The 18,875-nt window shown below is 57.0% G+C and carries 18 protein-coding genes; 13 read left to right on the top strand and 5 right to left on the bottom strand.

Annotation, left to right across the window (positions count from 1 at the left end; all coding sequences use genetic code 11):
* Positions 1 to 185: 185 nt before the first annotated feature.
* Positions 186 to 740, bottom strand: a complete 555-nt coding sequence (locus ACR0MQ_RS18620) for an ActR/PrrA/RegA family redox response regulator transcription factor (RefSeq protein ID WP_010443008.1) — start codon at positions 738 to 740, stop codon at positions 186 to 188.
* Between the two features lie 87 nt (positions 741 to 827).
* The gene (locus ACR0MQ_RS18615) at positions 828 to 1,445 is read right to left on the bottom strand and encodes an SCO family protein (protein WP_480610047.1); all 618 of its coding nucleotides are present in this window, start codon (positions 1,443 to 1,445) and stop codon (positions 828 to 830) included.
* Between the two features lie 89 nt (positions 1,446 to 1,534).
* Between ACR0MQ_RS18615 and regB the strand changes: the two genes are divergently transcribed.
* The 10 genes from regB to ACR0MQ_RS18565 all read left to right on the top strand — a co-directional run bounded on the left by regB (position 1,535) and on the right by ACR0MQ_RS18565 (position 14,151).
* The gene (gene regB / locus ACR0MQ_RS18610; protein ID WP_170471155.1) at positions 1,535 to 2,926 is read left to right on the top strand and encodes a sensor histidine kinase RegB; all 1,392 of its coding nucleotides are present in this window, start codon (positions 1,535 to 1,537) and stop codon (positions 2,924 to 2,926) included.
* 65 nt (positions 2,927 to 2,991) lie between these two features.
* Positions 2,992 to 4,500 (top strand): PAS-domain containing protein, encoded by a 1,509-nt coding sequence (locus ACR0MQ_RS18605; RefSeq protein WP_170773531.1) that lies wholly within the window; start codon positions 2,992 to 2,994, stop codon positions 4,498 to 4,500.
* A 40-nt stretch (positions 4,501 to 4,540) separates the two neighbouring features.
* Positions 4,541 to 5,011 (top strand): tRNA (adenosine(37)-N6)-threonylcarbamoyltransferase complex ATPase subunit type 1 TsaE, encoded by a 471-nt coding sequence (gene tsaE / locus ACR0MQ_RS18600; RefSeq protein WP_170773542.1) that lies wholly within the window; start codon positions 4,541 to 4,543, stop codon positions 5,009 to 5,011.
* The gene (locus tag ACR0MQ_RS18595) at positions 5,008 to 6,012 is read left to right on the top strand and encodes a phosphotransferase (RefSeq protein WP_170773544.1); all 1,005 of its coding nucleotides are present in this window, start codon (positions 5,008 to 5,010) and stop codon (positions 6,010 to 6,012) included. Before tsaE ends, ACR0MQ_RS18595 begins: the two co-directional genes overlap by 4 nt.
* On the top strand, positions 6,009 to 6,695 hold the full coding sequence (locus tag ACR0MQ_RS18590) for a nucleotidyltransferase family protein (protein WP_170773546.1): 687 nt from the start codon (positions 6,009 to 6,011) through the stop codon (positions 6,693 to 6,695). The genes ACR0MQ_RS18595 and ACR0MQ_RS18590 overlap by 4 nt, the downstream gene beginning before the upstream one ends.
* Positions 6,688 to 9,615, top strand: coding sequence for a double-strand break repair protein AddB (gene addB / locus ACR0MQ_RS18585; protein WP_480610044.1), 2,928 nt, complete (start codon positions 6,688 to 6,690; stop codon positions 9,613 to 9,615). Before ACR0MQ_RS18590 ends, addB begins: the two co-directional genes overlap by 8 nt.
* Entirely contained in the window at positions 9,612 to 12,971 is a 3,360-nt protein-coding gene (gene addA, locus ACR0MQ_RS18580) for a double-strand break repair helicase AddA (RefSeq protein ID WP_480610042.1), read from the top strand. The genes addB and addA overlap by 4 nt, the downstream gene beginning before the upstream one ends.
* Before the next feature lie 58 nt (positions 12,972 to 13,029).
* The gene (trxA, locus tag ACR0MQ_RS18575) at positions 13,030 to 13,350 is read left to right on the top strand and encodes a thioredoxin (RefSeq protein WP_010442999.1); all 321 of its coding nucleotides are present in this window, start codon (positions 13,030 to 13,032) and stop codon (positions 13,348 to 13,350) included.
* Positions 13,351 to 13,441: 91 nt separating this feature from the next.
* Positions 13,442 to 13,792, top strand: coding sequence for a Lin0512 family protein (locus ACR0MQ_RS18570; RefSeq protein ID WP_170773552.1), 351 nt, complete (start codon positions 13,442 to 13,444; stop codon positions 13,790 to 13,792).
* Positions 13,789 to 14,151 carry a Lin0512 family protein gene (locus ACR0MQ_RS18565; RefSeq protein ID WP_170773554.1) on the top strand — a complete coding sequence of 121 codons (363 nt, stop codon included), beginning with the start codon at positions 13,789 to 13,791 and terminating at the stop codon, positions 14,149 to 14,151. The genes ACR0MQ_RS18570 and ACR0MQ_RS18565 overlap by 4 nt, the downstream gene beginning before the upstream one ends.
* A 56-nt stretch (positions 14,152 to 14,207) precedes the next feature.
* On the opposite strand, the gene ACR0MQ_RS18560 is transcribed toward ACR0MQ_RS18565, so the two are convergent.
* Complete coding sequence (locus ACR0MQ_RS18560) at positions 14,208 to 14,405, bottom strand: DUF1127 domain-containing protein (RefSeq protein WP_170542499.1); 198 nt, start codon at positions 14,403 to 14,405, stop codon at positions 14,208 to 14,210.
* Positions 14,406 to 14,603: 198 nt separating this feature from the next.
* Here ACR0MQ_RS18560 and hslV point away from each other — a divergent pair, with 198 nt between their 5' ends.
* Together hslV and ACR0MQ_RS18550 are read left to right on the top strand one after the other, a co-directional pair.
* Positions 14,604 to 15,161 (top strand): ATP-dependent protease subunit HslV, encoded by a 558-nt coding sequence (gene hslV / locus ACR0MQ_RS18555; RefSeq protein WP_170397812.1) that lies wholly within the window; start codon positions 14,604 to 14,606, stop codon positions 15,159 to 15,161.
* On the top strand, positions 15,158 to 15,511 hold the full coding sequence (locus tag ACR0MQ_RS18550) for a hypothetical protein (RefSeq protein WP_480610040.1): 354 nt from the start codon (positions 15,158 to 15,160) through the stop codon (positions 15,509 to 15,511). Before hslV ends, ACR0MQ_RS18550 begins: the two co-directional genes overlap by 4 nt.
* Before the next feature lie 29 nt (positions 15,512 to 15,540).
* On the opposite strand, the gene ACR0MQ_RS18545 is transcribed toward ACR0MQ_RS18550, so the two are convergent.
* Together ACR0MQ_RS18545 and ACR0MQ_RS18540 are read right to left on the bottom strand one after the other, a co-directional pair.
* Complete coding sequence (locus tag ACR0MQ_RS18545; RefSeq protein WP_480610038.1) at positions 15,541 to 16,782, bottom strand: MFS transporter; 1,242 nt, start codon at positions 16,780 to 16,782, stop codon at positions 15,541 to 15,543.
* Positions 16,783 to 16,887: 105 nt separating this feature from the next.
* Positions 16,888 to 17,289: a DM13 domain-containing protein gene (locus tag ACR0MQ_RS18540; RefSeq protein WP_170542507.1), complete on the bottom strand. Its 402-nt coding sequence runs from the start codon at positions 17,287 to 17,289 to the stop codon at positions 16,888 to 16,890.
* A gap of 199 nt (positions 17,290 to 17,488) precedes the next feature.
* On the opposite strand from ACR0MQ_RS18540, the gene hslU reads away from it, so the two are divergent.
* Positions 17,489 to 18,796 carry an ATP-dependent protease ATPase subunit HslU gene (hslU, locus tag ACR0MQ_RS18535; RefSeq protein ID WP_480610036.1) on the top strand — a complete coding sequence of 436 codons (1,308 nt, stop codon included), beginning with the start codon at positions 17,489 to 17,491 and terminating at the stop codon, positions 18,794 to 18,796.
* The last annotated feature ends 79 nt before the right edge of the window (positions 18,797 to 18,875 follow it).

The following is an 18,875-nucleotide window of genomic DNA, read 5'->3' as shown; positions in this document are numbered from 1 at the left end:
ATATGACAGATGCCCAAAGGTATTCCTCTCGGCTATCGCTCTAGCAGCTACCGTGCTGTTCTGGCTGTAAATCAATGAGTCTGGAGCCTAGTTGGTTTCAACTACTGAAAGACACCTGGAGCTTCTGAGAAACGCAGTTGCTCTGCGATATACCTCAGGATTTGCAAATTTACCTATGAGATAACCTATCGTGGGCTGCGCTTCGCCAAAATCCGCTGCAACGTCCTGCGGTGCATGTTCAGGCGACGCGCTGTTTCCGAGACATTGCGATCACACAGCTCATACACACGCTGAATATGTTCCCATCGAACACGGTCGGCACTCATGGGGTTTTCCGGCGGCGGGGGCATTTCGTCACCCTTTGCCAACAATGCGTTGGTGATATCAGTCGCGTCGGCGGGTTTGGACAGATAATCGGTTGCGCCAATCTTGACCGCTGCGACTGCAGTGGCGATGGCTCCGTACCCGGTCAGAACCACAACCCGGCTGTCCGGGCGCTTTTCACGCAGAACTTCGACCACATCAAGCCCGTTGCCATCCTCAAGCCGCAGATCAACCACAGCATATGCGGGTGGTCGTGCGGTCGATATGGCGCGGCCCGCTGCGACAGAGCCTGCGGTCTCAACCTCGAATCCACGTTTTTCCATGGCCTTGGCCAGACGTCTCAGAAACGGCTCGTCATCATCTACCAGAAGCAGCGATTTATCGGGGCCGATTTCAAGCTGGGAACTGTCTGCCATATGTGGGTCTTTCCGCTATTTCACGCTTTTTGGCTTTAACATGAGTAATAGCAGCGCCATTCCAAAGGTCAAACCGACTGTTGCGCGTTAAATCTTGTCAAGGAAACAACCAACCTTGTCCGCCATCTGTTCGGCGGTATCATCACGCTTGAAGAATTCAAGGAAACCGTCCTCGGGCGTGACCAGGTATGTGAAAGTCGAGTGATCGACCAAGTAGTACTCATCGCTTTTGTCATGCGCTTTGTAGTAGGTTTTGTAGGCCTTGCTCGCGGCTTTGACCTGTTCGGCTGAGCCAGTCAGGGCGATCATACGTTCATGCAGGTTGAACGCGTAATCATCCAATACTTCGGGCGTATCGCGGTCAGGGTCAATTGAAATAAACAAGGGCGTCACCGACTGGCCGCGTTCGGCAAGCAGGTCAACCGCTTCGGCATTGCGGGACATGTCGAAAGGGCAGACATCGGGGCAGAACGTATATCCGAAATAGATCAACGTTGGTTCGGTGATCACATCCACGTCAGTCACCGTTTTACCATTGCTGTTGACCAACTCGAACGGTCCACCGATCGCAGCACTGCCACCTGCGATCTGGCTTGAACGGCACTGGGCAAACTTGTCATCCGAACCGCCGCGTGTCAGCAGCCACATTGCACCCAGACCAACGGCCAGTACAACAGTTGCGAGTATGGCATAAAGACGGAGCATGACGGCTATCCTGAGACGAAGGTTGTTGATCGGTTCGGTCGGCACTCCTATCAACGTTGTGGGCCGACGCAATAGGACATAATCGACAGATGACGGATTCCAACACCAGCCTTTGGCGCGGGCAAGAACGCAGCACCTGGATCAGGTTGCGGACACTGATCCTGTTGCGATGGGTGGCCATCATTGGACAGTTCACGGCAATCACAGTCGCGCAACAATACTATAATGTGCAGCTCGAGCTTGGCCTGTGTTACTTTGCCATTGGCGTTTCCGTCATGGGCAATCTGACAGCGATCCTGTTGTTCCCCGAAAACAAGCGCCTGTCCGAGTTCGAGAACTTTCTGATGGTGCTGTTCGATCTGCTGCAACTGTCGATACTGCTCTATTTGACTGGCGGGCTGAACAATCCTTTTGCGCTACTGTTGATCGGGCCGGTGACGATTTCAGCCAATGTGATGAGCACGCGTTCAACCCTGATCATCGGCAGCGTTGCGGTGATCCTGACAACATTGCTGGCACAGTTTCACCTGCCGCTGCGTACCAATCTGGGCCTTGTTTTGGATATCCCTGACATATTGTTGTTCGGAAACTGGGCCGCAATCATCATCGCCATTATATTCATCGGCGCCTATTCCCATCGTATCAGCTCAGAAGTGCAGTCGATGTCCGAGGCGCTGTCGGCCACGCATATGGCACTGGCGCGCGAGCAAAAGCTCACCGATCTTGGCGGCGTCGTCGCAGCCGCTGCGCATGAGTTGGGGACACCTTTGGCCACGATCAAGCTGGCCAGTTCAGAGTTGATCGAAGAGCTGGACGATCGCCCCGAACTGAAAGAAGACGCGGCTTTGATCCGTGAGCAGGCCGACCGTTGCCGCGATATATTGCGTGACATGGGACGGGCCGGAAAAGATGACCTTCACCTCCGGCAGGCCCCTTTGTCGACGGTGATCCACGAATCTGCAGAACCGCATATCAACCGGGGCAAGCAAGTGCATTTCGAAGAGAAGCCGGTAGCCGATGGCGATGTTCAGCAACCCTCAATTCTGCGCAAGCCCGAGATCATTCACGGATTGCGCAATTTAATCCAGAATGCTGTGGATTTTGCACGGGCAAATGTCTGGATCGAGGCTGAATGGACCTCGGATCAGATCAGTGTTTCGATAATGGATGACGGTCGCGGATATCCCTCACACATTATCGGACGAATTGGCGATCCGTTCATGCGCCGCCGCCGGGCCGACCGCAGCAGCCGGCCCGAATATGAAGGCATGGGGCTTGGATTGTTCATTGCCAAAACCCTGCTCGAGCGCAGTGGCGCCGAGCTTTACTTTGCTAATGGCGCAGACCCGTATCAAACTTTGACAGATCAGCAGGAACGCAAAGGGGCAATCGTCAAGGTAATCTGGCCGCGCAAACTGATTGATGCGCAAACAGGCGACACGCCAGTCCCCTCGGGCGCAAACCAACCCTTCCAGATCTAAGTTAAGATCCCGTTAACTATTGCCCTTCATACAGGCTCGGGTTGTTTTGACAGGGGCGTTCAATAATGGTCGACTGGATCATTCTGGCCGCTATCAGCATGGTATCGGCCTGTTTTGCCATATTGTGGTTGTTGCCTCGGCACCAGAAATCGTTTGTAGATTACGGGCTGTCGTCGCCCGGATCGCTATTTGATGTGGTTTTCCTTTTCGATGGGGACAGGTTGATCAGCCACTCTGATATCGCATTGGCCGGATATGAGTCCGTCACCAACTGGTCCGATCTGCACAGGCTGCTTCAGCGTGACTATCCCTCTTTCCCGGAAACACCCGAACTCGTTCGGGCTCGGGGCCATCTGGTTGTATCCGCAATTGATTGCACAGTTGACCGCGAAGTCCCATGTGAATGGATAGATGGAGTGATCCGCGTCCAGTTGCGCGATCTGAAGGGCGCTGTATCGGAAAAGCGCGCCGACCCGAATGACCCGACCCGTTTAGCGATGGATCAAGCACCTTACCCGGTATGGCTGTCGGGCGAATGCAACACGGTGCGTTGGTGTAACGCGGCATATGTTTCTCTGGCTCGGAAAATCTCGGGGCCGGATGCGGATTTGACCAAACCGGTTTTTCCAATGCTTTCAGACGAGGCGCAACTGGGCCGGAGATCCCGTGTCTCGGTTCAGATCAATGACAGTGAATCCAGATTGTGGTTTGATCTGACCCGTGTTGCCCAAGACCAGGGTCAGTTGTGTTATGCCGTCGATATCAACGCGATTGTTGAGGCGGAATCCGTACAGCGCAAATTCGTTCAGACAATGACCAAAACCTTTGCCCAACTTTCAATTGGCCTGGCTATTTTTGACCGTAACAGCCAGTTGGCTTTGTTTAATCCTGCACTGATTGATCTGACCTCACTGCCGCCGGATTTTCTGAGCCTTCGCCCAAGTCTGTCCAGCTTTTTTGACCGGTTGCGCGATCAGCATATGATGCCAGAGCCCAAAAACTACCGAAGCTGGCGGCGTCAGATGAATGATCTGCTGGAGGCGGCCCAGGATGGGAACTACCAGGAAACGTGGTCATTACCTTCAGGCTCGGTCTATTCCGTCAGTGGACGACCGCACCCGGACGGTGCTGTGGCCTTTCTGTTCGAAGATATCACCGCCGAAATTACGTTGACGCGCAGGTTCCGTGCTGAGATGGATTTGATGCAGTCCATTCTGGACAAGCTTGCTGATGCGATCGCTGTCTTTTCGGATGACGGGACGCTGGCAACGACGAACTATGCCTACCAGTTGATGTGGGGTGACAGCGGCGAGGTCGGGTTTGAGCCTACTACAGTTCTTGAAATCACCCGCCAGTGGCAGGAACATTGCGCCGCCACTCCAATCCTTGGCGAGATCCGGGAATTTGTAACCACGCGCGAGAACCGGGCCGAATGGTCAGGCGAACTGACCCTAAAGTCGGGTAGTACAATGACCTGCACAGTCAGTCCCATGCAAAACGGGGCAACCATCGTTCGCTTCACCTCAGACAGTGCCGTTGAAAACATCGCGCAGCAGCAAAAAATCAGCGCCTGAACCGGTTGCGGCCAACCCGACGTAGGTTCATTGTGGCGCCATGAATGCGCCGCTGAAATTGACTCTCGAATCCCCTCAGGACACTGCGGAAATCGCCACCCGATTGGGGGGTGCATTGCAACCGGGCGACACCATCCTGCTTGAAGGTTCGATCGGCAGCGGCAAAACCCATTTCGCACGCGCTCTGATCCAGTCGACGCTGATGAAGCCTGAGGATGTACCCTCACCAACTTACACTCTGGTTCAGGTCTATGAGACGCGGATCGGGGACATTTGGCACTCTGATCTCTATCGGCTTGCATCCGTGGAAGAGATTGAAGAGTTGGGACTGGTCGACGCGTTTGACAGCAGCATCTGCCTGATCGAGTGGCCCGAAAAACTGGGTCCGTTGACCCCACAATCGGCCTTGCATGTTCGCTTCTCAACCGACCCCGATGATCAGGACACTCGGCATGTTTCACTCACATGGTCGGACCCGAAATGGAACGCCAAACTAAAGAGGACCCAATGACAAACCGGGCCATTTTGGCAGAAGCATTGATCGCGCAGACCCCATGGAGCGGTGCGCAACATGCACCCTTGGCCGGCGATGCCTCGAACCGCCGGTACGAGCGCTTGACCGATCCCGCCACTGGCCGCACAGCGGTTCTAATGGACGCCCCACCCGACAAAGGTGAGTCGGTCGAACCTTTCGTGCGCATGTCGGAGTATTTGCGTTCAATCGGGCTGAGTGCACCAGAAATTTATGCAGAGGACAGCGAATTCGGATTTCTGCTGCTCGAAGATTTGGGCGACGCTCTGTTTGCCCGCGTCTTGCGAGACGATCCAACGCTTGAACGCACCCTGTATGACGTGGCAACCGATGTTCTGGTCCATCTTCACGCGGCCCACACTCTTTCGCTCGACAGCTATGATCCTGCTCTGATGACTGAGCTTGCGGCGCTTTCTTTCACCAAATACGCTCAAGGCATTCAAGGGTCACATGATGAAGAGGCGCGCGCGCGGTTCGAGCTTCGCTTTGCCGATATCCTGCACCGCGAAACCGGCGGGACACGGGTTGTTGTACAACGCGATTATCACGCAGAGAATCTGATCTGGCTGCCTGATCGAGACGGCCTGGCGCGCGTAGGACTGCTGGATTTCCAAAGCGCGATGTTAGGGCACCCGGCCTATGATTTGATGTCGCTGCTGCAGGATGTGCGCCGGACTGTACCTGTTGGCATCGAGATGCGGATGATCGACCGTTATATCACTGCAACCGGTGTTGACGGGCACGATTTCCGTACCGCTTATGCGGTTCTGGGCGCACAGCGCAACCTGCGTATTCTGGGTGGATTTGCGCGGCTGGCAATAGATTATGGTAAACCACATTACGTAGACCTGATCCCCGCTGCCTGGGCCCATTTGATGCGCGATCTGGAGCATCCGGCGCTGGTTCCCGTGGCGGGTCTTTTGCGCAGCGCCCTGCCCGAACCAAGCCCGGAGAACCTTGCAAAGCTGAGGTCGCAATGACCGCTACGCCCCAAGCTGCAATGCTGTTTGCTGCCGGTTTCGGCACCCGTATGGGGGCCTTGACCAAAGACCGACCAAAGCCATTGATCAAGGTCTCCGGGCGACCTTTGATCGACCATGCGTTGGATTTGGTCGATGCGCTGAGACCATTACGTGTTGTCGCCAACCTGCATTATCGCGCCGACCAGATTGCCGATCATCTGGCGGGCCACGACGTGGCGCTGTCGCTCGAAGAGCCGCGCATTCTGGACACCGGTGGCGGGTTGCGCGCAGCGTTGCCGCTGCTTGGTCCCGAGCCGGTCTTCACCTTGAATAGCGATGCGATCTGGGCCGGACCAAACCCGCTGAAATTGCTCAGGGACCACTGGGATCCAGATGAAATGGATGCGCTTCTAATGTGCATTCCGATCGGACAGGCCCTTGGTCATGCCGGTCCGGGTGATTTTACTCAGGACAGCACCGGGCGGATCACCCGAGGCGCAGGTCTGATATATGGCGGGGCTCAGATAATCAAAACCAATGGGCTGCATGACATCCATGAGGACGTTTTTTCCTTGAACGTGTTGTGGGATCAGATGCTGCAGCATAATCGCCTATTTGCGCTGTCCTACCCCGGTCGATGGTGCGATGTGGGGCATCCCGAAGGTATTGATCTGGCCGAGGGGCTGATTGCCGATGTTTGAGCCCAGCGCCCTGCCCCGGGTGTTCGCCGTGCCTCCGGGCGCGGATTTCCCGAAGGTGTTGGTAGACGGCTTGCGTCAACGGTTTGATGGTCGGCCGCCGGATGCTCTGGCGCGGGTTCAACTGGTGATCAACACCCGCCGCATGGCACGCAGGGTACGTGATCTTTTTGATCAAGGACCGCCCTGCTTACTCCCGCGGTTGTCTTTGGTCACCGACCTGGGCGAAAGCGCGGATCTCGCTCAGATCCCGCCCGCAATTCCACCCTTACGTCGCAGGCTGGAATTGACGCAGCTGATTGCCAAATTGCTGGATCAACAACCCGATCTGGCCGCGCGGTCTTCGCTTTTTGATCTGTCCGACAGCCTTGCCGCGCTGATTGACGAGATGCAGGGCGAAGGCGTCTTACCCGAGGCGATCAGGCAACTGGATGTCAGCGACATGTCCGGTCATTGGGCCCGGGCACAAGCCTTTATCGGCATCGCAGATCAGTTCATGGAGTCTGGCGCAGATACGCTTGACGCGCAGGCCCGGCAACGCCGCGTGGTCGAAAACCTGATCGCGCGCTGGCAGATCTCGCCGCCTGCACATCCGGTCATATTGGCGGGCTCTACAGGGTCACGCGGAACCACCTTAATGCTGATGCAGGCCGTCGCACGCCTGCCGCAAGGGGCGCTGGTGTTGCCAGGCTATGATTTCGATCAGCCCGAGCATGTCTGGCAAAATCTGGATGACGCCCTGACCTCCGAGGATCATCCGCAATATCGATTCCGCAAACTAATGCTCGGGCTTGGGCTTGGTCCCGATCAGATTCAGCCTTGGACCCCGGATCAGGCGCCCTCACCTGCGCGTAACAAGCTGATCTCACTTGCCTTGCGCCCTGCCCCGGTGACTGACGCCTGGATGACCGAGGGTCCTCACCTAGCTGATCTGAATGGTGCAACTAAGGATGTCACGCTGATCGAAGCGTCTTCTCCTCGGGCTGAGGCTTTAGCCATTGCGCTGCGCCTTCGTCAGGCCGCCGAGACCGGGCAAACCGCCGCGCTCATAACGCCTGACCGGATGTTGACACGTCAGGTCAGCGCCGCGTTGGACCGGTGGAAAATCCTGCCCGACGACAGCGCGGGCCTGCCGCTACAATTGTCTCCGCCCGGGCGGTTTCTGCGCCATGTCGCTGGGTTGTTCGCGCGCCGTCTGGATGGTGAGGCATTGCTGACACTGCTCAAGCATCCACTTTGCCATGATGGCGGCGACCGGGGCGCCCATCTGCTGCACACCCGCGATCTGGAACTCGACCTGCGCCGCCATGGCCCGCCCTTTCCCGACAGTGTGAGCCTGACAGCCTTTGCCATTCGCAACGAAGCGCCCGAGGACTGGGTTCGCTGGGTGATCGATGCGTTCTGCGATCAATACCGGCCACAGGAGCAACCGCTGTCAGACTGGGTCGCGCAACTTCGCACACTGGCCGAAACAATCTCGGCGGGTGCCAGCGGTGAACCGGGTACATTGTGGGACAAGAATGCCGGCCAAAAGGCGCTTGCGGTAATGGCGGCACTGGAGGGCGAGGCACACCACGGTGGCGCGATGACCGCCCATGATTTCGCTGACCTTCTGGGCGCGTTATTGGCGGGTGAGGAGGTTCGCGACCGCGATGCGCCCCACCCGCATCTGATGATCTGGGGCACACTTGAAGCGCGCGTACAGGGCGCAGATCTTTTGATACTGGGCGGCCTGAACGAAGGCAGCTGGCCTGAGTCTGCGGCACCCGATCCCTGGTTGAACCGACAGATGCGCAACGAAGCGGGGCTTTTGCTGCCCGAGCGCCGGATCGGTTTATCCGCGCATGACTTCCAACAAGCCATAGGTGCACCGGAGGTGGTTCTGACCCGCGCGGCCCGCTCGGATGACGCGGAAACCGTACCCTCTCGCTGGCTGAACCGCATGACCAACCTTTTGCAGGGCTTACCTGAACAAGGTGGAACCGATGCTTTGGCGGCAATGCGCGCGCGTGGCCAAAATTGGCTGGATTGGGCAGAAACTCTGGAACAAGCGCCCCGAATTGCTGCGGCTCACCGACCGTCACCACGTCCACCCGTCGCAGCACGTCCGCGACGGTTATCGGTGACCGAGATCAAGCGTCTGATCCGCGATCCCTACGCCATCTACGCCCGACATGTTTTGCGCCTGAAGCCTCTGGACCCGTTAGTGCAGGCCCCGGACGCTCTGTTACGTGGCATCGTCATCCACGAGGTACTGGAACAGTTCGTGCGCGACAGTGTTCTGGATCCGGCGTTGCTGAGCCGTGAAAACTTCCTGAAACGGGCCGAAGCCCTGCTGCTGCAACACGTTGCATGGCCAACAGCGCGAAAGCTGTGGTTGGCACGGCTAGAGCGGATCACCGACAGTTTTCTATCCGCCGAGATTCACCGCCGCACCGATGGTGGGCCGGTGGCCTTTGAAGTTGGATTGCGTCTAGCGCTGGCCCCGTTGGACTTCACCATTGCCGGACGCGCCGATCGGATCGATCGAAGCGGGCAAGGGACTTTGCGGATCATCGACTACAAAACCGGCACCCCGCCAACGGAAAGCCAGCAGGCGAAATTCGACAAACAACTGCTGATCGAAGCCGCAATGGCCGAGCAAGGCGGTATCGAAGGATTCGATCCGCTTCCCGTTGCGCAGGCGATTTTCATCGGTATGGGCGGCACCTATAAAGAGGTACTCGCGCCCTTGCAGAAAGAGCCGACCGACAAGGTGCTGGCCGAACTAAAAGAGCTCATTTCTGCCTATTTAGAGCCTGATCAGGGGTTTTCGTCACGCCGAATGCTGCACAAGGACACAGATGTCGGAGATTATGATCATCTCGCCCGGTTCGGAGAGTGGGATCGGTCGGCAGAAACCGCCCCGGAGGACCTGACATGAGCGCCCGCAACGACGCAACAGAACGACAGGTTCAGGCCGCGCGCCCAGACGCGTCGACCTGGCTGGCGGCGAATGCGGGCTCGGGCAAGACCCGGGTGCTGACCGACCGGGTGGCGCGGCTGTTGCTGGATGGCGTGCAGCCGCAGCATATCCTGTGCCTGACCTATACCAAGGCCGCTGCAAGTGAGATGCAGAACCGGTTGTTCAAGCGTCTTGGCAAATGGGCGATGCTGGGCAACAGCGCCCTTCAGGAAGAACTGGTAGAACTCGGTGTTCTGGGTGTGATCGACCCCAACCGTTTGGCACAGGCGCGCACCTTGTTTGCCCGCGCCATCGAAACACCTGGCGGCTTGAAGATCCAAACGATCCACTCCTTCTGCGCCTCTTTGCTTCGACGCTTCCCGCTTGAGGCTGGGGTCAGCCCGCAGTTCGCCGAAATGGAAGATCGGGCCGCCGCCCTGCTGCGCGAAGAGATTATTGAGGATTTTGCCGAAGGTCATCAGGCCGCACTGGTCGAGGATGTGGCCCGTTTTGTGACAGATACCGGCTTTGACAAACTAACCACCGCCGTCGCGCAGAGGCGAAACCAGTTTGAGGAAGTTCTGCACTGGCCGGACTTATTGCAACGTTTTGATCTGCCACAAGGATTTGATGAACAAGCCTTGCTGCAAAGCGTATTTCTGGGTGGAGAAGTCGACCTGATCCAGTCCATCTTACCTGCCCTGAAAGAGAGCGGCGGAAACAACGCCAAAGCTGCTGACAAGCTTATGGGCTTTGTCGATGCGCGGCTGAGCGACCTCGCGGTGCTGGAAAGCGTATTGCTTACAGGCAAGGCCGCAAAAGAACCGTTTACGGCCAAGGTCAACAGTTTCCCCACCAAGGCGCTACGCGAAGGGGTGTTGGCCGACCGGATGCCCCAGATTGAGGCCCTCATGTTGCGGGTAGAGGCCGCGCGGGAACAGAGGCTGGCGTTGATTGCTGCTCAGAAAACCCATGTTTTACATCGCTTTTCTGCAGCTTTCCTGCCTGAATACGAGCGGCGAAAACAGCTGCGGGGTTGGCTGGATTTTGATGATCTGATCCTGCGCGCTCGGCAGGTGTTAAATGACCCGGCGGTGGCGGAATGGGTGCTGTATCGGCTGGACGGTGGTATCGACCACATTCTGGTGGACGAGGCGCAGGACACCAGTCCAGATCAGTGGGATGTGATCGAGAAACTGGCGCAGGAATTCACCAGCGGGGAAGGGGCCCGATCCGGGGTTGAGCGCACGATCTTTGTAGTCGGAGACAAGAAGCAATCGATCTATTCCTTTCAGGGCGCCGACCCGCAGGCCTTTGACCGGATGCAGGCCGAATTTGGGCGAAAGCTGCAAGAATCAGGCTCTAAACTGTGTGATTCAACGCTAGAATATTCGTTCCGTTCATCCAGTGCGATCCTAGGACTGGTCGATATCCTGTTCGAAAACCGCGCCGAGGCCGGGTTCCACAAAGACTCGCTGCACCGTGCCTTCAAGGCCGATCTACCCGGTCGTGTTGACCTGTGGCCTGTGGTCGAAAAGGTCGAGGAGGAGAAGGATACCGATTGGACCGACCCGGTCGACCGACCTGGCGCACGGCATCATACGGTTATTCTGGCAGAGCAGGTGGCCCGGTCGATCCGAAACATGATCGATGGCGGCGCGACAATTCCCGACGATGGAGAAACTCAAGGCACCTATATTCGCCGCAAGGTCCAGCCCGGCGACTTTCTGATTCTGGTCCAGCGCCGTTCGGACCTATTTGCCGAGATCATTCGTGCCTGCAAAGCTGCTGATCTGCCCATTGCGGGCGCTGACCGCTTAAAAGTGGGCGCGGAGCTGGCGGTCAAGGATCTCGCCGCGTTGCTAAGTTTTCTGGCCACACCCGAGGACAGCTTGTCACTGGCCACGGTCCTTAAGTCCCCTTTGTTCGGCTGGTCCGAACAGCAATTGTTCGATCTGGCCCATCGCAGGGAAGAACCCTATCTTTGGGCCGCGCTGCGCAATCGGGCCGAAGAATTCCCGGATACGCTGGCCGTTCTGAACGATCTGCGTGGGCAGACCGACTTTCTGCGCCCTTATGACCTGATCGAGCGTATTCTGACGCGTCATGACGGGCGTCGCAAACTGCTGGGTCGGCTAGGGGCCGAGGCCGAGGACGGTATCAACGCACTACTGTCACAGGCGCTGGCCTATGAACGGACGGATATTCCCAGCCTCACCGGCTTTCTAGTCTGGATGCAAACCGATGACCTTGAGATCAAGCGCCAGATGAGCGGTGTTGGCAACATGATCCGAGTGATGACCGTTCATGGCTCGAAAGGGCTGGAAGCACCGATCGTGATTTTGCCGGACACTGGCAAACGGCAGCCGCCGCGCGATGCCGAGATCATGATGGCAGGGGATACTCCCTTGTGGAAAGTGCCCTCTGATACCTCACCCGCGCTGATTGCTACGGCGCGTGAAGAAGCTCGAAGACGCGAGGAGAATGAACGGCTGCGTCTTCTGTATGTGGCTCTAACACGAGCAGAAAAGTGGTTGATAGTCGCAGCAGCCGGAGATGTGGGTAAAGATGGCAGCAGCTGGTATCAATTGGTCGAGGCCGCGATGGCGCGTGCAGGGGCCACTCTGATACCTGGTTCCCAGACACTCCGGCTGGCGCATGGAGACTGGGACGCATTGCCTGTTGTTGAGCATGATAGCGTCCAGAACATCGAACAAAACCTGCCGGAATATTTCGATCAGCCAGCGCCGCCAGCACCAACGCCGGTAGAAACATTAAGCCCTTCCGATCTGGGGGGTCCCAAGGCTTTGCCCGGAGATGCCAGGAAGGATGAAGAGGCGGCGAAACTCCGTGGAACGCGGCTGCACCTATTGCTGGAACATCTACCCGCTGTTGTTCAGGAGCAATGGTCGCATCTTTGCACACGACTGTTGGCCGATATGCAGGATGTGGAACGCCAGGAGTTGCTGAACGAAGCTGAGGCCGTCCTGGCCGCGGATCATCTGAAACCGGTATTTGCACCGGATGCACTGGCCGAGGTCCCGGTCACCGCCGATTTGAACGGCGCTCGAATGCATGGGGTGATCGACCGATTGATCGTTACCGATACAGAAGTTCAAGTGATTGATTTCAAATCAAATGCGACTGTTCCGAACAGCCCTGAAACCTGCCCCGAGGGGTTGTTGCGCCAGATGGGGGCCTATGCAAATGCCCTGTCGCAAATATTTCCCAAGCACCAGATCCACACCGCAATACTTTGGACCCGCACGGCACATCTCATGTGGCTGCCACACGATATAGTGACAGAGGCCCTGAGGCGTAGCGCTATATCTTGACCTCCTCCCGAACGGCACCTACGTTCTCAGCCCAAGCATTCCCATTCAGGAGACAGACATGTCGACCGTTGCCGTAACCGACGATACCTTTGACGCCGAAGTCAAGAATTCCGATATCCCCGTTGTGGTGGATTTCTGGGCCGAGTGGTGCGGCCCCTGTAAGCAGATCGGCCCCGCCCTGGAAGAGCTGGCCAGTGAATATGGCGGCAAGGTGAAGATCGCCAAAGTGGACGTTGACAGCAACCCGAACGCGGCTGCTGCCATGGGCGTACGCGGCATCCCGGCGCTGTTCATCTTCAAAGATGGGCAGGTCGTTTCAAACCGTGCGGGCGCTGCACCCAAAGCGGCATTGCAAAGCTGGATCGACGAGTCGATCTGAGCCGGTGTGAACCAATTGCATCAAAGGCGTCTCATGCGGGACGCCTTTTTTGTTTGACCGCACGGATGTGCTGATCTGACGGGAACAAGAAATGGCAAAAACACGAGTTCTGGTAGAATTCGGAATGGGCACGTCGTTGCGGCGTGAGGACTATACCGAGGCGGCGTTGCGCGCCGTCAAAGATGCACTCTGGCATAACTCGGTGAACATGGCAGAGCTGTTCGGGTTTCCGAAAGAAGCCATGATTATTGATGCCGAGATTGGCGTCCAACAACCAGACCAAGTAGATACTGAAGCGCTGAAAGCTATATTTCCATACGGCCAACCGAATATCACGGTAACGCAAGGCGGCTTGGATATTGAAAAGCCCCACATCGAGGGCCGCACGGTGATCGCCAATGCGGCGATCATTGTGTCTTTTGACATGGAGCCCGCGCAATGACCGAGAAACGCATCATTCTGGAGATGGGAGCCGGCAATGACCTCTATGGTCAAGACTATACCAAGGCCGCGCGCCGCGCTGTTCAGGACGCACTGCACCACTCGTCAATCACATTGTTCTCTAAGCTGGGCATCAGCCACGAAGAGATGCGCGTTGAGGTCACGATTGGAGTGCAGCGGCCCGAGGCGGTTGATTGTGATCTTGTTGCATCTGATCTTCCGCGGGGGCGCGCTTCGGTCCGTGCCGTTAAAGGCGGGCTGGATGTCGAGGACGCCGGGGCCGGCACGCTTCATGTTGTCGCCACCGCTGCAGTTGAGGCATATCTGCCTGATCTGGTGGGCAAATTCGTCAAGAGCTGAAAAAGAAAAAGCCGCTCGTTTGAGCGGCTCATCTTACGTCTAATTCTGATCCTAGATCAGAACTTGGCGATGTCGGCACGGTTCAGGCCGATATCATCCAGTTGCTCATCGCTCAGACGCGCCAGTTCATTGCGGGTCTTGCGAGATTGATACCATTCGACAACATTTTCGAATGAGTGGGAGAATACGTCCACTGCGTGCAGGATGGTGACTGCTCCGAGCGGCGCATGGGTTTTTGCGACAGCGTTTGCCATGTGCGTAGTCCTTTTTAACAGAAACAGCCGACCCGTTGTCGGTTGTGAGCCTCATGTAACGTCACCGGCTGAGTCTCACAAATGCTGACTCAACAGTCCCGGTTTGCATTTTCTGCATATCTTTTGGGCGGTTTGAGAACTGGTTGCGCAGAACCCGTGCCCGGCCCATATATGGCAGCACGGATAACGGAGGCATTCATGGCAGACAGCGATTTTCCCGGATGGCACGGCACCACCATTATTGGCGTCAAGAAGGGCGGGCAGGTTGTCATCGCCGGGGACGGGCAGGTCAGCCTAGGCCAAACCGTGATCAAAGGCACCGCACGAAAAGTACGTCGCCTAACACCGGGCGGGTTCGAGGTGGTCGCCGGGTTCGCCGGATCTACGGCGGATGCGTTCACTCTTTTGGAACGGCTGGAAGCCAAGCTTGAGGCAACACCCGGCCAACTGGCGCGCGCTTCGGTCGAGCTGGCCAAGGACTGGCGCACCGACAAATACCTGCAAAAGCTTGAGGCGATGCTGATCGTTACCGATGGTAAGGATCTGCTCGTGATCACAGGGGCAGGGGACGTGCTTGAGCCGGAACACAACGTCGCTGCAATCGGATCGGGCGGCAACTTTGCCTTGGCGGCGGCCCGCGCGATGATGGATAGCGATAAACCGGCCGAGGATGTGGCGCGTGAAGCCATGGCAATTGCTGCGGATATCTGCGTCTATACCAATGGCAATCTGACGGTTGAGACGATCGGATCATGAGTGCAGTTCTGGCAGCGATATTTGGTGGGCTGATTGGCGGCATTGTTGGGCCGATTGTGCTTGAGGAATATCGAAGCCGGAAGCACGCCAAGACATGGTCAGAGCCGCGCAAGAAGCTCCTAGAGTCCATGTTGAGGGATACGAAATACAAGTTCAAAACTCTGGAACGGCTCAGCAGAACAATAGGCTGTACCGAAGATCAAACACGCTCGCTGTTGATCGAGCTGGAAGCTCGAGGCGCTGTTTCTAAGAAGACTAAAAAGGAAATCTGGGCACTGATTGAGCGCGCGCCACTACAGGAAAGCCAGCGCAAACTTGACGAAGAAATAATCGAGGAAGAGCAGGAGTAGGTAACCCCTTCCGCTCCAGCGGATGTTCTTTAGGCCAGTAGCGCTTTAATCTCTTTCCCTTTCCAGCGCATGTGCATCCCGATCAGACCCATCAGCGCGGTCACGATTACGATGTAGTAGGGCACGCGGATGTCGATGCTCATCAATCCGCCTCCGATCAGGGACATGATGCCGCCTGCCAGGCAGAACACGGCTGTGGTTACGCCCATAACCCAGCCCTGATCCGTTTCGGAAACGCTGGATGAGAACAAGCCCAGCAGCGTCGGATAAGATACACCGAAGAAGAAATAGAAGAAGAAGACCGGGATGAAGCTCAGCACACCGCTTGGGCTGAAGGCAAAGCCAAAGCCGCAGATCACCATAACCACCAATGACGTATAGATGATCTGGTGCTTGCTGAATCGTTCCTGTGCAGGCTTCACAAGGAAGGTGCTGGAGAAGGCTAGCGCAACGCCGATCACCACCATCGCCATGCTACCTCCGATCACGCCATAGCCCCACGCGCTGGTCAGGAAGTTGTCGACGAACACATAGAAAGTGACGTTGGCAACCATGAACAGCGCATAGACGGGCATGATTTTGAGAACCAAAGGGTGCTCACGGACAGCTATGAGACTATCGGTGATGTCACGGGGACGGAAGACAAAGGGTTCGCTCTCGGTCCTGGTATCCTTGAAGAATGTGGTCACGAGGAAGATCGCGATCAGGACCAGAACAAACGCCCCGTAGAAAGGTGTCTTTAACGTCGCTGCACTGCCCAGCAAGGCGGCATCTGACAGGACCGCGCCGATAATCGGGCCGCCTACAAGGCCAAAGCTGACGCCAGTCACGATGTAGCCCATGTTGCGATCTCGGTCGGCTGCATCCGTGCTGCCGTCAATCATTGCAGCCTGCGCAATCGGCTGATTGCCAGCGGTAAATCCGGTGATCGACCGGCCAATGATCAGTAAAAGCAAGCTGTTCATATAAAGCGCGGCGATGGTCAGGGCGTAGCCGGCCAGCGCTCCGGTCAAGCAAACCAGAAGGGCATTCTTGCGCCCGATGGAGTCCGAGACTTTCGAGACATAGACCACCCCCAGGAACCAAGACAGAAAGAAGCAGCCGATCACCAGACCATAATAGAAATGCCGGGTGCCCATGGCCGTGCTTTCCGGTAGAAAGCCCGACTTTGTTTCCATGATCAGAGAGTTGATTATGGGAAACACCAGACCTTGCCCGATCAGGTCGACAAAAACCACGAACAGCAAGGTAATCTTGGCAATCTTGGTCATAAAAACGCCCCCAGTTCCAATATCTTGGGGCGAGTGTAACAGACAGTTGCACTGTTGCCTAACGGCGTGTCAGAGGCCGGAAACTCCGACCTCTGACAGTCGTGATTACTTCAGCGAAGCGACGCCCAGCGGGACACCAGCAACCTCGCACCAGATGTAGACTTCGTTATAGGCCGAGACATCCATGGTTGGCGGAACGGCATAGGATTGCTTGCCGGTCAGGTGCAGCAGCGCGCCTAACTTGCTGTCGGGGGCATATGTGCCGTCCTTCCCAAACGCAACACGTGGGTCCGGGCCACCATCCAGCGAAAAGTCCTGACCCAGTTCAACGATGTAACGTTCGCCGTCTTTGACCAGCTTCACCGAACCAGTGGTGATGTGGTTCGAGCGACCTTCGAACGTGCCTTTCTTTTTGGCGCCGCCGGCCAGGGCAGAGGTCGTGCCGGCCAGGGTCAGGGCCGCGCCTGTAGCTGCAGCTTTCACAAAAAGCGAACGACGAGTCATCATGATGAGGTATCTCCGTAAAATGATGCGGACTGGGGTGTCCGTCGCAAAGGGTTATGCCGCAGTTGCCGCATGATTGACGATTCACATCGCCACGAATTTCCGTGTGTCGTCTGTGAGTTGCCGTGATCTTTCCGTGATCGGCTTGTGTTTTCGCGCCGTATGATTAGGTTCCGCAGCGAAACAGACGGATAGAACACATATGACCGACCTGACCCCGCGCGAGATTGTCTCGGAACTGGACCGCTTTATCATCGGGCAGAAAGACGCAAAACGCGCTGTCGCCGTAGCGCTGCGCAACCGCTGGCGGCGCAAACAGTTGCCGGATGATATCCGCGACGAGGTCTATCCGAAAAACATCCTGATGATCGGCCCCACTGGCGTGGGCAAGACCGAGATCAGCCGCCGTTTGGCCAAGCTGGCCCGCGCGCCGTTTATTAAGGTTGAAGCCACCAAATTCACCGAGGTTGGCTATGTCGGCCGTGATGTTGAACAGATCGTGCGCGATCTGGCCGATGCTGCGATCCTGCAAACCCGCGAATTCATGCGGGAAGATGTCAAAGCCCGCGCCCATCAAGCCGCCGAGGATCGCGTGATCGAGGCGATTGCAGGCGCCGACGCCCGCGAAGCCACGCGTGAGATGTTCCGTAAGAAGCTTAAGGCCGGTGAGCTTGACGATACCCAGATCGAATTGGAGCTGTCCGATACCTCAAACCCGATGCCGATGTTCGACGTTCCGGGCCAACCCGGCAGTCAGATGGGGATGATGAATCTGGGCGATATATTCGGCAAAGCCTTCGGTGGTCGCACGGTCAAGAAGCGCATGACCGTCGCCGAAAGCTACGATGCCCTGATCGGGGAAGAAGCCGACAAGCTGCTGGACGACGAAACCGTCACCCGCGTTGCGTTGGAGTCTGTTGAGCAGAATGGCATCGTGTTTCTGGATGAGATTGACAAGGTCTGCGCCCGCTCGGACGCGCGCGGTGGCGATGTCAGCCGGGAAGGGGTTCAGCGCGACCTGCTGCCGCTGATTGAAGGAACCACAGTCAGCACCAAACATGGCCCGGTGAAAACCGACCATATCCTGTTCATTGCATCCGGCGCGTTCCACATCGCAAAGCCCTCGGATCTGTTGCCGGAACTTCAAGGTCGACTGCCGATCCGCGTGGAACTGCGAGCGCTGACTGAAGAAGACTTCGTGCGCATTCTGACCGAAACCGATAATGCGCTGACCCTCCAGTACACCGCCCTGATGGGTACCGAAGAGGTCACGGTCAGCTTCACCGAAGACGGAATCGCAGCCTTGGCCCGTATTGCCGCTGATGTGAATCAGAGCATTGAAAATATCGGTGCGAGGCGGCTGTACACAGTGATGGAGCGCGTGTTCGAAGAGCTTTCATTCACCGCGCCGGATCAGGCAGGTGCTGAGATTACGGTTGATGCGGGGTTTGTGGACGCCAATCTAGGTGAACTAACAAAATCGACCGACCTCAGCCGTTACGTTTTGTAACAGCAGCGAGCCGGTTTTTGCCTGTTGCTCGTGCCCTCGGTCTAGACGCGCGGCGGGAATGCGATAGCGTAGTGCTGTA

It is taken from the genome of Ruegeria sp. AN6 (genome assembly GCF_056540425.1).
This window is presented reverse-complemented; position numbering and strand designations above follow the sequence as displayed.